Below are 14,154 nucleotides of genomic sequence, written 5' to 3' on the forward strand. Positions count from 1 at the left end.
GGCGCAGCGCCGGGGTTTAGGTTAAACAGACAGGCGCAGGGCCAGTGCGGCCAGCGTCACAAACAGCACCGGCAGGGTCATCACGATGCCCACACGGAAGTAGTAGCCCCAGCTGACGGTAATGTTTTTCTGTGCCAGGACGTGCAGCCACAGCAGGGTAGCAAGGCTGCCGATGGGGGTGATTTTCGGACCGAGGTCGCAGCCGATGATGTTGGCGTAAATCATCGCCTCCTTCACCACGCCCTGCGCGGTGCTGCCGTCAATGGAGAGCGCGCCAACCAGCACGGTAGGCATGTTGTTCATGACTGATGAAAGCGCCGCCGTCAGAAAGCCGGTGCCGAGCGTTGCGCCCCAGACGCCATGCTCTGCAAACCGGTTTAGGGCGGCAGAAAGGTAATCAGTCAGCCCGGCATTGCGTAGTCCGTATACCACCAGGTACATGCCCAGCGAGAAGATAACGATCTGCCAGGGCGCACCTTTCAGTACCTTTCCGGTATCAATCACATTGCCTTTCCGGGCTACCAGCCAGAGAATAAACGCCGCCACCGCGGCCACAAGGCTGACCGGCACGCCGAGTGGTTCGAGGGCAAAGAAGCCGATCAGCAGCAGGATGAGAACAATCCAGCCGGTTTTAAAGGTACGCGCATCGCGAATGGCCTCACGCGGCGCCTTCAGCTTCGCCAGGTCGTAAGTGGCCGGGATGTCCCTGCGGAAAAACAGGTGCAGCATCACCAGCGTGGCGGCCACGGACGCGATATTCACCGGCACCATCACCGAGGCATACTCGCTGAAACCCAGTTTAAAGAAGTCTGCCGTGACAATGTTCACCAGGTTCGACACGATGAGCGGCAGGCTGGAGGTATCAGCGATGAAGCCTGCCGCCATCACAAACGCCAGCGTGGCGCCCGGGCTGAAGCCCAGCGCCAGCAGCATGGCGATAACGATCGGCGTCAGAATAAGCGCTGCCCCGTCATTGGCGAACAGGGCGGCTACCGCCGCACCCAGCAGAACGATATACGTGAACAGCAACCGGCCCCTGCCGCCGCCCCAGCGTGAAACGTGCAGCGCGGCCCACTCAAAAAAGCCGGACTCATCAAGCAGCAGGCTGATAATGATGACCGCAATAAACGTGGCCGTGGCGTTCCAGACAATCTGCCAGACCACAGGAATGTCCCCGATGTTTACCACGCCGGTCAGCAGCGCCAGTGCGGCGCCGATAACGGCACTCCAGCCAATGCTGAGCCCTTTCGGCTGCCAGATCACCAGTATCAGGGTCAGGATAAAAATCGCACCCGCCAGAAACATACTCTCTCCTTCTTAATTATACCTGCCCGTTAAAGCGGGCTGCTAAGTGTACCCTGTAAATATATTCGTTTAATCGAATGTGTTTAGATAAAATTTTTACATGCAGACAGCTTTGCCGTTGGTGGTTGCGTTATCACGCTCAGCCTGCTGACTGAGATGAAGAATTTCATCCCGCTGACACAGATATGCCTGCTCAATGACCGCTGCTGCCCACGCAGGCATGTGTGGCGATAACCGGTAATGGATCCACTTGCCGTCGCGCCTGTCGATAAGCAGTCCACTCTCTCTGAGCAGGGCCAGGTGCCGCGATATTTTTGGCTGTGTTTCTTTCAGGATAGATACAAGCTCGCAGACGCAGAGCTCCCCTTTTTCGCGCAACAACAGCACCAGGCTGAGCCGGGTTTCGTCAGAAAGATTCTTAAAAAGTTGCAGGGGCAAAAGTGACGGCATAATTTCTCCTTCGTGGCGGACAGCAACAAGTCTCGTCTTCTGCAGACGAAAGGTCAATTTTGTATTGATAAATTCATATATGTTGTGACGTGATTACAGGCTTTTCTGTACAGCTTAATGAGGGAATAGCGGTTAAACGATGTCACACAGATTTTAACGGCAGCACACTTTCAGCTGCCTTAATAGACGGGCAAGACGAAGTCACATCACAAAAAAGCCTGTTTCTTTAGTGAACAGTTCTACTTACAGCAGAAAGCAGCATCAGTAAGAGTGGCTTCCGGCCAGATGACCTGCAGTGATAACCGGCACGATATCCTCAGACTCTTCTGTCTGCTCCAGTTCGCGCAGAATTCCGCAGTCCCGTGTTGCCCGGTTGGCATTGCAGTGGCTTTGGAGCTCAAAAAGTTGTTTTTCCAGCATATTCAGTTCACGAATACGGGCCTGAACGTGGTTCAGATGTTCATTTATCAGGGCATTAACCGTACCGCAGTCTGCGTCAGGCTGGCTGCGCGCCTGCAGCAACACCCGGATTTCTTCATGGGTCATATCGAGCGCCCGGCAGCGCCGGATAAACATAAGCCTTTCGAGATGTGCGCTGTCGTAATGGCGGTAGTTATTAGTCTGGTCCCGCAATGCGGCCTGCAAAAGCCCCTCTCGCTCATAATAACGTACCGTCTCTACAGGACATCCCGCCTGGCGGGCCAGTTCACCAATTTTCATATCACACCTCTTCTGAGCTTGACCCTGTAGTTACATCAGGGTCTTTAATGCCAGTATACGTTATGAACGGGATAAAAAAATGAGTGACTGCTGCAGTAATAAAAAATGTGGATCAGCCGCAACCGTAGAGGAGGCGTCTGTTAAAAATACCGCAACTGCCCCGACTGAGGCTTCCGGGAAGATGCCACCAAAAACGACTGAGACCACACCGGCTTGTTGCAGCACCGGGAGCTGCTGCTCAACGGACGGCCTGAGCCAGGTGTCCGAACTGGTTGCAGAGCATCCCCGCAACGATGACGTTCAGACGCGTCTGCGCATCATGCAGATGGACTGCCCGACGGAGGAGGCGCTCCTCCGAAAAAAACTGGCAAAATTATCTTCCGTCAGCAATCTCGAATTCAATCTTATACAGAGGGTGCTTACCGTGACCCATACGCCGCAGGCGCTGGAACCGGTTCTGCAGGCGGTGCGCTCGCTGGGTTTTGACCCGGAACCGATTGATAAAGCAATGCAGCCTGAAGGCAACTGTTGTACAGGCCGTGAGGCGGAAAGTACCGGCGGTTCCTGCTGCGCACCTGCCCCTGTCACATTCGGTGAGCTGCAGACGCAGCAGTTGACCGCTGACGGGGTGCGTACCAGTATCAGGATCATGCAGATGGACTGCCCTGTTGAAGAGGGCATGATTCGTAAAAAGCTGGATGGCATGTCAGCCGTCAAGGAACTGGATTTCAATCTTATGCAGCGCGTACTGACGGTGGTTCACGCACCGGATGCGCTGGAGCCAGTTCTGGCCGCCATTCGTTCGCTGGGCTTTGAACCTGAACTTCCTGACAGTAATGGCCGGCACGTGGTCACTGAGGAAAAGAAAAAACCCTGGTGGCCGCTCGCGCTTGCCGGTGTGGCGGCAAGCGCCGCCGAAGCCATGCATTGGGCGGGCATGCCGGAATGGCTGGAAGCGGCTCTTGCTCTTGCTGCCGTTGCGGCCTGTGGCCTGTCCACGTACAAAAAAGGCTGGATTGCTCTTCGCAACGGCAACCTGAACATCAACGCCCTGATGAGTATTGCCGTCACCGGGGCGCTGGCGCTCGGACAGTGGCCTGAAGCCGCCATGGTAATGGTCCTGTTCACGATTGCGGAACTGATTGAAGCAAAGTCTCTTGATCGCGCCCGCAATGCCATCGGCTCTCTGATGAAACTGACGCCTGAAACGGCCACAATTCAGCAGCCGGACGGCTCCTGGAAAGAAACTGAGGCCGTGTCTGTATCCCTTAACAGCGTGGTCAGGGTAAAACCGGGCGAGCGTATCGCCCTCGACGGCACGGTGGTTCGGGGAAGGACCGCCATTAATCAGGCACCTATTACCGGCGAAAGCCTGCCGGTGGATAAAGGGGAAGGCGACCCGGTCTTCGCCGGGACGGTCAACGGATCCGGTGGCTTTGAGTACCGGGTAACGGCGGCTGCCGGAAATACCACGCTTGCGCGTATCATTCATGCCGTGGAGGAAGCGCAGGGGGCAAAAGCCCCTACGCAGCGCTTTGTTGATCGCTTTGCGCAAATTTATACCCCTGTGGTGTTTGCTATTGCCGTCGCAGTTGCCGTTCTCCCGCCGCTGATTGCAGGTGAAAGCTGGCAGGCGTGGATATACAAGGCGCTGGTGATGCTGGTTATCGCCTGCCCCTGTGCGCTGGTCATTTCCACGCCAGTGACCCTTGTCAGCGGCCTGACGGCAGCAGCCCGCCGGGGGATATTGATCAAGGGCGGCGTTTATCTTGAAGAGGGTCGAAAGCTGAAGTGGCTGGCGCTCGACAAGACCGGCACCCTGACGCACGGTAAGCCGGTACAGACGGATGCGATTATCTATACCGGGGTGGCAGAAGACGAGGGGCGCAGGCTGGCTGTGAGCCTGGCAGGTTACTCCGATCATCCGGTTTCGCAGGCTGTATCGGCGGCATCAGATAGCATTCAGCGTTATGAAGTGGAAAACTTTGAGGCTCTGCCAGGCCGCGGCGTGCGTGGCGTCATCAACGGTCAAACCTACAGTCTGGGCAATCTGAGGCTGGCTGAAGAAACGGTGCGCTGCCCGGAAGCGGTCAGGGCTGCACTAACGGAACTGGAGACCGGGGGTAAAACGGTCATCATGCTCTGTGACACTCATCAGGTGCTTGGGCTGTTTGCGGTGGCTGATACGGTGAAGGAAAGCAGCCGCGAGGCGATAAGTCAGTTGCATAGTCTGGGTGTCAAAACGCTCATGCTGACCGGAGACAATGCGCACACTGCGCAGGCCATTGCCGGTCAGGTTGGTATCGATGAGGCGCGGGGGGATCAGCTGCCGGAAGATAAACTGCGTGCTGTAGAAACGTTTACGGCGCAGGGCACGACCGGCATGGTAGGCGACGGCATCAATGATGCACCGGCGCTGGCCCGCGCCGATATCGGCTTTGCCATGGGCGCAATGGGCACGGATACCGCCATCGAGACTGCCGATGTGGCCCTCATGGATGACGATTTGCGTAAAATCCCGGCTTTTGTCCGACTCTCCCGCCAGACGTATAACGTTCTGGTTCAGAATATCGTTATGGCTATTGGGATCAAGGCAGTGTTTCTGGCCCTGACCATTGCAGGTATGGGCACCATGTGGATGGCGGTATTCGCGGATGTGGGTGCAAGCCTGCTTGTCGTGGCAAATGGTCTGCGCCTGTTACGTAATAAGCAGCGGTTGCTGCCTATCAGATTATGATGGGCAGTGTCAGGAGAAGCCGTTGGCTTATATCTTCTGCGTTTTGTTGCCAATGCCGGCTCTGGAAAACTGAGTGACAGCATCACTGACACAGCACTTTTCATAATAGACGTAGTGCAGTTTCGATACCCATCCTGATATAAAGGCTCTCTCCGACAGAGGGCCTTAGAATGTCATGATACGTCTGTTTTATGCCTGCGCAGCCAGATTAATTTGTAGGCAGCAGGAATAATGAACAGTGAAAGAAGCGGAGCTGTTATCATCCCTCCAATCATGGGGGCCGCAATCCGACTCATGACTTCTGAGCCTGCTCCGGTTCCCCACAGAATGGGTAGCAGGCCCGCAATGATCACCGCTACAGTCATGGCTTTTGGCCGGACACGTAATACTGCTCCATGATAAAGAGCTTCATCAAGGCCTTCAGGTGTGAACGTCTCCCGGCGGGACAATTCCGGGTGTGCTTCAATGGCATGACGCAGATACATCAGCATGACCACACCAAATTCTGCCGCCACCCCGGCCAGGGCGATAAACCCGGTTCCGGTCGCCACAGACATGTGGAAGCCCTGCCAGTAGAGGAACCATATTCCCCCGACCAGCGCGAACGGCAGACTCATCAGGATCAGCAAGGCCTCATCCACACGACGGAATGCCAGATACAACAGGATGAAAATGATCACCACCGTCATCGGAACCATCAGTTTCAGTTTCTTGTTGGCATGCTCCAGTAATTCAAACTGACCGGAGAATGACACGCTGGTCCCCGGTCTCAGTTTCACTTTTTCGCTGATAGCCGTCCTGATATCGTTGACCACCGACACCATGTCCCTGCCGCGGGCATCAACATAAATCCAGCTGGCCGGTCGCGCGTTTTCCGTTTTCAGCATGGTAGGTCCGGATACAACGTTAATATCGGCAACGTCACCCAGCGTGATCTGCTGTTTCATGGGTGTCAGGATGGGCATTTCCCTCAGAGCTTGTGGACTGCTCCGGTAATCCTGCGGGTAACGGATATTAATCGGATACCGGGCCACGCCCTCAACCGTTTCCCCCACCGTCGCGCCGCCGATGGCTGAGGAGACAAACAGCTGGACATCACCCACCGTCATCCCGTAGCGGGAGGCTTTTTCACGGTTAATATCGATGTCAATGTAGCGCCCGCCCTCCAGTCGCTCGGCCAGAGCCGATATCACGCCCGGCACGGTTTTGGCTACCGCCTCAATGCTCTGCGCCGTTGCATCGATATCGGACAGAACAGTACCTGACACCTTGATACCTATCGGACTTTTTATCCCGGTTGAGAGCATATCAATACGGTTACGGATGGGGGGCACCCAGAGGTTAGCCAGACCGGGTAAACGGACCGTTTTATCGAGTTCGTCAATAATCTTGTCAATCGTCATGCCGGGCCGCCACTGATCCTCTGGTTTAAGCTGGATCGTGGTTTCCATCATTTCGAGCGGCGCGGAATCCGTCGCGGTCTCGGCCTTCCCGGTCTTGCCAAAAACAGAAGCTACTTCAGGTACGGTTTTAATGAGCTTATCCGTGGTCTGTAAGAGCGCAGCGGCCGCTGCCGGCGACACGCCCGGCAATGTTGAGGGCATATACAACAGGTCGCCCTCATTTATCTTCGGCAGAAACTCGCCGCCTACCTGACTCAGGGGCCAGATAACCGTGAAGATGGATAAGGTCGCAACCAGCAGGGTTATTTTTGGCCAGTGAAGTACCCGCAGCAACAAAGGATGATACGCTTTGATCAGCAGCCGGTTCAGGGGATTGCTGGTCTCGGCAGGAATTTTCCCGCGGATCCAGAATCCCATCAGAATCGGAATGACGATGATGGCCAGCGCGGCCGCGCCCCCCATGGAGTAGGTTTTCGTAAAGGCCAGCGGACCAAACAGACGACCTTCCTGTCCTTCCAGGGTAAAAATAGGAATAAAGGACAGGGTAATGATCAACAGACTGATAAACAGCGCGGGTCCCACTTCAACGGAGGCATCGGTGATAACCTTCCAGCGGGTTGCGTTATCAATCTGCTCACCCGGATGCTGATGATCCCACTCTTCCAGCCATTTATGCGCATTTTCAATCATCACGATGGCGGCATCCACCATCGCCCCTACGGCAATGGCGATCCCTCCCAGCGACATTATATTGGCGTTCAGCCCCTGGAAATGCATGACAATAAAGGCGATACACAGACCAAGAGGCAGAGAAATAATCGCCACCAGGGCCGAACGAACATGCCACAGGAACAGGGCGCAGACGATGGCCACCACGATAAACTCTTCCAGGAGTTTGTAGCTGAGGTTGTCAATGGCCCGGTCAATTAACTGGCTGCGATCGTAGGTAGTCACAATCTCAACGCCTTCAGGCAAACTTGCCTTCAGGGTCTCCAGTTTATCTTTCACTGCCGTGATAACGTCGCGCGCATTTTTACCCGACCGCAGGATCACGACGCCGCCGGCGACTTCTCCCTGACCGTTAAGTTCTGCTATACCACGCCGCATTTCAGGCCCGGTCTGCACGCGGGCCACGTCCCGCAGATAAATCGGTACACCGTTTTCTCCGGTTTTCAGGACGATGTTATTGAAATCGTCTATGGACTGGAGGTAACCGCTGGCCCGGACCATGTACTCCGCTTCGGCGATTTCAACGGATGAGCCACCGGCTTCCTGATTAGATGACTCAAGGGCCTGTTTTACTTCTGGCAGGCTGATGCCGTACTGGGCCAGTTTCTCCGGGTTAACCTGGATTTGGTACTGCTTGACCACGCCGCCTACTGATGCAACTTCCGCGACGTTAGGGATAGTTTTCAGTTCAAATTTCAGGAACCAGTCCTGCAGAGAGCGCAGTTCGGAAAGGTCGTGTTTTCCGCTGTGATCAACCAGAGCATATTCAAATATCCAGCCCACACCTGTGGCATCAGGCCCGATTTCCGAGCTTACACCGGAAGGCAGTTTTCCCTGAACCTGATTAAGGTATTCGAGCACACGCGAGCGGGCCCAGTACAGATCGGTCCCGTCCTCAAAAATGACATACACGTAGGAATCGCCGAACTGGGAAAAACCGCGCACGGTCTTGGCACCGGGTACCGACAGCATGGTGGTCGTGAGCGGATATGTAACCTGGTTTTCAACAATCTGCGGAGCCTGACCAGGATAGCTGGTCTTGATAATTACCTGTACATCGGACAGATCGGGTAGCGCATCCACAGGGGTGTTGATGATAGTCCAGGTGCCCCAGACACTAAGAAACAGAGCGGCCATCATAACGAGGAAACGGTTGGCAACCGATCGCCGTATAATCCATTCAATCATCATCGTCTCCTCAATGACCGGAATGTGTATTTGCAGACGGAGCGGACATTGGCGACATTGTGCCGTCCGTTGTTTCCGGATGACGCATACGTTCCAGTGCGCCCGTAATGTTGGCTTCGGAGTCAATCAGGAACATGCCGCTGACTACCACCATATCGCCTTCATTGAGGCCGGTGCCGATACCGGACTGTTGCTGAGATTCGTGGAGAACGTGGACCCTTTTTGGCACAAACCGACCTTCTGCATCGACAGTGATCACGCGCTGTTCTTTACCGGTGTCAATAACGGCCTGCGACGGGATCAGCAACATTTCCTGGCTCCGGGTATTCAGTTTCAGATAGGCATTCATGCCCGGTTTAAGACGTTCGTCCTTGTTTGATACCTGCAGACGTACCTGCAGGGTCCGGGTGGTTTGATCGACGCTGGGAAGAATGTTCCATTTTTCTACATGGAACAATTTATCCGGATAGGCCGGTACTGAAATTTCAAATTGAGAGGTGTCTTTCAGGAGATAGGCGATGGATTCGGGTACTGCCGCACTGATCCAGACCGGATCCATCCCCTGAATCTGTGCCACCACTTTATCTTTTGAGATATTCATACCAGTGCGCAGGTCAAACGCCGTAATGACACCATCTATCGGTGCCTTAATGGTAAACCGGGTCTGAATACTCCGGGTTGACCGCAGTTTCTGGATATCCTTTTCCGGCATTCCGGCCAGACGAAGTCGTTCAAGCACACCTTTAATTTGCGTTGGTGTCCCTCCGGTGCCAGATAACAGTAGAAACTCACTTTGTGCTTCCACCCATTCCGGAATGGTAATATCGATAAGCGGTGTACCTTCCTTCACATGATCGCCAATCGTCAGGGGATACACTTTTTCGACGAAACCGTCAGAGCGCGCCTGCACAATGACAAACTGATACTCGTTGTAAATAACATTGGCCGGTATTGTCTGAGAATAATTCAGCATTCCGCGTGTGACTTTTTGCGTTTTTAATCCCAGGTTCTGAACCAGCGTTGGATGAATACGGATCCCATCGCTGATTTTCTCGCCGCTTTCATCTGCATATTTTGGCACCAGGTCCATGTCCATAAAGGGTGATTTTCCGGGTTTATCAAATTTCGTATCCGGTTTCATCGGGTCATACCAGAAAAGTATCTTTCGCTCCGGTGTCTTTAGTTCCGTTTGTACTGTTTTTTGTTCCGGGTTTACATACTGCAAGGCAGTAACCGATATCAGCCCCCCTGCTATCAGGCTGCTGATAATTATTGCAGCATATTTTATCTTTAAAGAAGCCATACAATTTCTCGCTGAAAAATCAAAACACCTGGCATATGCGCCTGATCATTAATTCACAGAAATATCTTTATAAGTGTTCAGGCCCACTGGATATATTCGCTCCGGGCTGTCAGTCAGGATTGGGTAACGTTAATGCTTTTGAGTAAGGCGATATTGCCCTGCTGAATAAACGAGAAATCAACGTGGTTACCGGTTTTCAGGGCATTAATGGTGTCGTCTGCATTCACAAAGGTGAAGCGCATGGTCATTGCAGGCCAGCCCACCGCAGGGATAGCTCCGTGCGAAATGGTAATTTTTTTACTTTTTATATCAATGACTTTAACGACACCGTTGCCATAAATAATTTGCTGTGTCGAAGCATCACTGGCAGCATTCATATCACCATGGTGATGTGTTTCAGCATGAAGACCGGCAGAAATCATGACAGAGAAGGTGCCCAATAAAACGGCTTTAAGTGAATTACGCATTTTTTATTTCCTGATTAATGAATTAAATTTACTCTACCCAACCGCCACCCAGTGCGGTGAACAGATTGATTTCGTTAACCTGATGGGAATATGTAAGATCGAGAATGGTTTGCTGTGTCGTGAACAGGGAGCGTTCTGCATCCAGCACTTCAATGTAGCTGACAGCACCACTTGAATATAATCCTCTGGCACGCTGGAGGGTTATCTGCAGTGAATTGAGATAACGCTGCTGTGCCTCAAGTTGCTGGCTAAGGCTGTCCCGCAGCGCAAGCGTATCGGATACATCCTTAAAGGCGGACTGAATTTTTTGTTCGTAGTTAACCATCGACTGTTGCTGGCGAATTTCAGCCAGTTTCAGATTGGCTTTGTTCCTGCCGGCATTAAAAACAGGAATTTCAATTTTGGGAATAAAATTCCACATTCCGCTTCCTGACGTAAAGAGGCTGGACAGCTCTGTACTGCTTGCGGAAAGACTACTGGTCAGGCTAATGGATGGGAAAAAGGCCGCTCGCGCTGCGCCAATATTGGCATCAGCCGCTTTGAGCTGGTATTCCGCTTCCATGATATCCGGGCGCTGCAGCAAAATTTGTGACGACAGGTTTGGTGGCAGTTTTACTGGTGCGATCTCACCACCTTTCATCGTTTTTTCTGACGGAAGTGCGTGGTAGGTTCCCAGCAGCAGTTGCAGGGCATTGTTTGCCTGCGCCAGATCGCCTTCTCGTTTGGCTATCTCAGCGCGGGTACTTTCGATTTGTCCCCTGGCCTGTTCAAGCGCCAGAACGTTCGCACTCCCGGTCACCAGCTGTTGTTCAACGAAAGCATAAGACTGTTGATAATTTTTCAGCGTTTCCCGCGCAATACGGAGTTGTTCGGACGCCAGTTGCTGGCTGAAATAGCTCTGTGAAACGTTCGATACCAGCAGGATGTGTACGGCACGACGGGCTTCTTCGCTGGCAAAATAGTTCTGGCGGTCAGCTTCACTCATGTTCTTAAGCTTGCCGAAAAATCGAGCTCATAGCTGAGCTCCAGACCCGCGTCGTACTCCTGTGCGGTCGGCTTGTCACCTTTCAGACTACCGCGGTAGGTGATCCCGGATGAGGCATTCAACTGGGGATTACGATCTGCATCCGTGACGTTGAACTGGGCCCAGGCCTCTTCAACCTTCAGGGCGGCCATTCTCAAATCACGGTTGTTTGTCAGGGCTTCACCGATCAGCAGGGTAACGTGGGGATCGACAAAAAATTACGCCAGCCCGTATCCTGATAGCCATTTACCGCTGGCGTCAGGCTGTTGCGTGACAGAGAAAACTGCTGTGGTACTGGCGCTGCCGGCCGCTGATACTCAGGTGCCAGTGAAACGCAGCCTGTCAGTATAAAAATCATGCTGATGCTTAATAGTTTTAATTTGAACATAACGCTTCTCTTCCAGGCAGGCCTGGTAAATGGTTCAAATGAAGTCCAGAGTATTGATAGGGGGATTTTACAGAATGCTCTCTGTTTGCCAGGTGACTGAATAATGACAATGCTGTCATTTTTAACGTAAGTCGTTGATTACATGCTTAGGCTAAATAGAATGAATGGCATGAGTAGTCAGCCAGGGGAGCAAGATGAAAATACTGATCGTTGAAGATGAAGTAAAAACTGGAGAGTACCTCAGTAAAGGGCTTACTGAGGCGGGATTTTTAGTTGATCTCGCTGATAATGGTCTGACCGGATATCATCTCGCCATAACAGCCGAATATGATTTACTGATTCTGGATATCATGCTCCCGGATGTAAACGGCTGGGATATTATTCGTATGCTTCGTGCCGCAGGTAAAGGTATGCCTGTTTTGCTGCTTACGGCTCTCGGCACCATTGAGCACCGGGTTAAAGGACTTGAGCTGGGCGCGGACGATTACCTGATCAAACCATTTGCGTTTGCTGAGCTTCTTGCCCGGGTCAGGACACTTTTACGACGGGGTAACACAGTCATCACGGAAAGCCAGTTTAAGGTGGCTGATCTGATGGTAGACCTCGTTTCAAGGAAGGTTAGCCGCGCAGGGAAACGTATTTTGCTGACGAGTAAGGAGTTCTCCCTGCTGGAATTCTTCATTCGTCATCAGGGAGAGGTGCTGCCCCGTTCGCTGATTGCATCGCAGGTCTGGGATATGAACTTTGACAGCGATACTAATGCTATAGATGTGGCAGTAAAACGCCTCAGGGCAAAGGTAGACAACGATTATGAGCCTAAGCTGATCCAGACGGTCCGCGGCGTGGGATATATCCTGGAGGTTCCGGATGCGTTTTAATTTCTCAGGGCGCCCTTACTCTCTCGCACTGAGACTGACCTTCTTTATCAGCCTGTCCACCATAATTGCGTTTTTTGCTTTTACTTGGTTTATGCTGCATTCCGTTGAAAAACACTTTGCAGAGCAGGATGTCCGGGATCTGAAACAAATCAGTCTCACGATGAACAGAATACTGCAGACACCTGTAGCTCCGGACCAAAAAAAAATAAGTAAAATCAAAGAATCTATCTCAGATTACCGCAACGTCGCTGTTCTTATTTTGACTGATGGGGGCGACGTGTTGTTCAGCTCACCACAAGGGGCGACGTTACGCTCTGCGGTCAATGCATCAAACTTTACCGCGCATAGTCGGGCCAGGGAAATATTCCTCTGGACAGTGAAAGAGCCAGCTTTACTTATGCGCAACGGCTCTGACATGAAAATGCAGACTTACAGAATCGTTGCATCTTCAGGCAAAGCAACGCTTAACGGAAAACCACAGACGTATCAGATGATAATTGGGCTCTCGATTGATTTTCATCTTCATTACCTGGAAGCACTAAAAAAGAATTTAATTGCCATTGCCTTCGTAATCAGCCTGTTGATTATTTGCATTATCCGCATAGCGGTTCGCCAGGGACATCTTCCTCTCCGCAACGTCAGCAAGGCCATTAAAAATATTACCTCGGAGAACCTGGATGTGAGACTGGAACCGTCCAAAGTTCCCATCGAGCTGGAGCAACTGGTGATATCGTTTAACCATATGATTGAAAAGATTGAGGATGTATTTACGCGACAGGCAAATTTCTCTGCTGATATCGCCCATGAAATCAGAACGCCCATAACCAATCTGGTTACACAGACTGAAATCGCGCTAAGTCAGCACAGAACGCAGAAAGAGCTGGAAGATGTGTTGTATTCCAGCCTGGAAGAGTATAACAGAATGACAAAAATGGTCAGCGACATGCTTTTTCTGGCACAGGCTGATAATAATCAGTTGATCCCCGAACGGATAATGTTTGATCTCCGCACAGAAGTGGTCAAGGTGTTTGATTTTTTCGAAGCCTGGGCAGAAGAACTCAATGTTTCTCTGCAGTTAAACGGGTCGTGCTGCCTTATTAAAGGAGACCCACTTATGTACCGAAGGGCATTAAATAATCTTATGTCTAACGCTCTGCGTTATACGCAGTCAGGGAAGACAGTGACTGTAACCATTGCGGGGAATGAGAATAGTGTTCAGCTTATAGTTGAAAATCCAGGGAAACCGATACCTGCAGAACACCTGCCACGTTTGTTTGATCGGTTTTATCGCGTCGATCCATCGCGGCAAAGAAAGGGAGAAGGCAGTGGGATTGGTCTGGCGATTGTAAAGTCAATCGTAAACGCTCATCACGGGAAACTGTGGGTCGAATCAGATACGGTTTCGACACGATTCATATTGCTATTACCCAGAATGGCTGCATAGTGTCCCGAATTTCTCCAGTTTTTTCGATGAATAATAAATATATTACAGAGATGTCATTAAGTTGTCATGCCTTCAACAGAATTAAGCAGGTAGAATCGTCCTCAATAAGCAGGCAGAA

At 52.1% G+C, this 14,154-nt stretch carries 9 protein-coding genes and 1 pseudogene; 3 read left to right on the forward strand and 7 right to left on the reverse strand.

What is annotated here, in order from left to right; all coding sequences use genetic code 11:
- Positions 1–21: 21 nt before the first annotated feature.
- From HA43_RS06335 to cadR, 3 genes are all read right to left on the reverse strand, one after another.
- Positions 22–1,305 (reverse strand): arsenic transporter, encoded by a 1,284-nt coding sequence (locus tag HA43_RS06335; RefSeq protein ID WP_065647960.1) that lies wholly within the window; start codon positions 1,303–1,305, stop codon positions 22–24.
- A gap of 96 nt (positions 1,306–1,401) precedes the next feature.
- Positions 1,402–1,755, reverse strand: coding sequence for a metalloregulator ArsR/SmtB family transcription factor (locus tag HA43_RS06340; protein ID WP_006785991.1), 354 nt, complete (start codon positions 1,753–1,755; stop codon positions 1,402–1,404).
- A 261-nt stretch (positions 1,756–2,016) separates the two neighbouring features.
- Complete coding sequence (gene cadR / locus HA43_RS06345) at positions 2,017–2,475, reverse strand: Cd(II)/Pb(II)-responsive transcriptional regulator (protein ID WP_065647961.1); 459 nt, start codon at positions 2,473–2,475, stop codon at positions 2,017–2,019.
- Between the two features lie 319 nt (positions 2,476–2,794).
- On the opposite strand from cadR, the gene HA43_RS06350 reads away from it, so the two are divergent.
- The gene (locus tag HA43_RS06350; protein WP_370512314.1) at positions 2,795–5,212 is read left to right on the forward strand and encodes a heavy metal translocating P-type ATPase; all 2,418 of its coding nucleotides are present in this window, start codon (positions 2,795–2,797) and stop codon (positions 5,210–5,212) included.
- 173 nt (positions 5,213–5,385) lie between these two features.
- On the opposite strand, the gene silA is transcribed toward HA43_RS06350, so the two are convergent.
- From silA to HA43_RS06370, 4 genes and pseudogenes are all read right to left on the reverse strand, one after another.
- Positions 5,386–8,532 (reverse strand): Cu(+)/Ag(+) efflux RND transporter permease subunit SilA, encoded by a 3,147-nt coding sequence (gene silA / locus HA43_RS06355; protein ID WP_094111233.1) that lies wholly within the window; start codon positions 8,530–8,532, stop codon positions 5,386–5,388.
- A 10-nt stretch (positions 8,533–8,542) separates the two neighbouring features.
- Positions 8,543–9,835, reverse strand: coding sequence for an efflux RND transporter periplasmic adaptor subunit (locus tag HA43_RS06360; protein WP_065647964.1), 1,293 nt, complete (start codon positions 9,833–9,835; stop codon positions 8,543–8,545).
- Positions 9,836–9,948: 113 nt separating this feature from the next.
- Positions 9,949–10,302 (reverse strand): cation efflux system protein CusF, encoded by a 354-nt coding sequence (gene cusF, locus HA43_RS06365; protein ID WP_094111234.1) that lies wholly within the window; start codon positions 10,300–10,302, stop codon positions 9,949–9,951.
- 28 nt (positions 10,303–10,330) lie between these two features.
- Positions 10,331–11,714 (reverse strand): annotated as a pseudogene (locus HA43_RS06370) (efflux transporter outer membrane subunit).
- Positions 11,715–11,908: 194 nt separating this feature from the next.
- Between HA43_RS06370 and HA43_RS06375 the strand changes: the two are divergent.
- Both HA43_RS06375 and HA43_RS06380 read left to right on the forward strand, forming a co-directional pair.
- The gene (locus HA43_RS06375) at positions 11,909–12,592 is read left to right on the forward strand and encodes a copper/silver response regulator transcription factor (RefSeq protein ID WP_065647967.1); all 684 of its coding nucleotides are present in this window, start codon (positions 11,909–11,911) and stop codon (positions 12,590–12,592) included.
- Entirely contained in the window at positions 12,582–14,036 is a 1,455-nt protein-coding gene (locus HA43_RS06380) for a Cu(+)/Ag(+) sensor histidine kinase (protein WP_094111235.1), read from the forward strand. The genes HA43_RS06375 and HA43_RS06380 overlap by 11 nt, the downstream gene beginning before the upstream one ends.
- Positions 14,037–14,154 lie beyond the last annotated feature (118 nt).

The sequence above is a fragment of the Pantoea eucrina genome (assembly GCF_002095385.1).
Taxonomy (GTDB): domain Bacteria; phylum Pseudomonadota; class Gammaproteobacteria; order Enterobacterales; family Enterobacteriaceae; genus Pantoea; species Pantoea eucrina.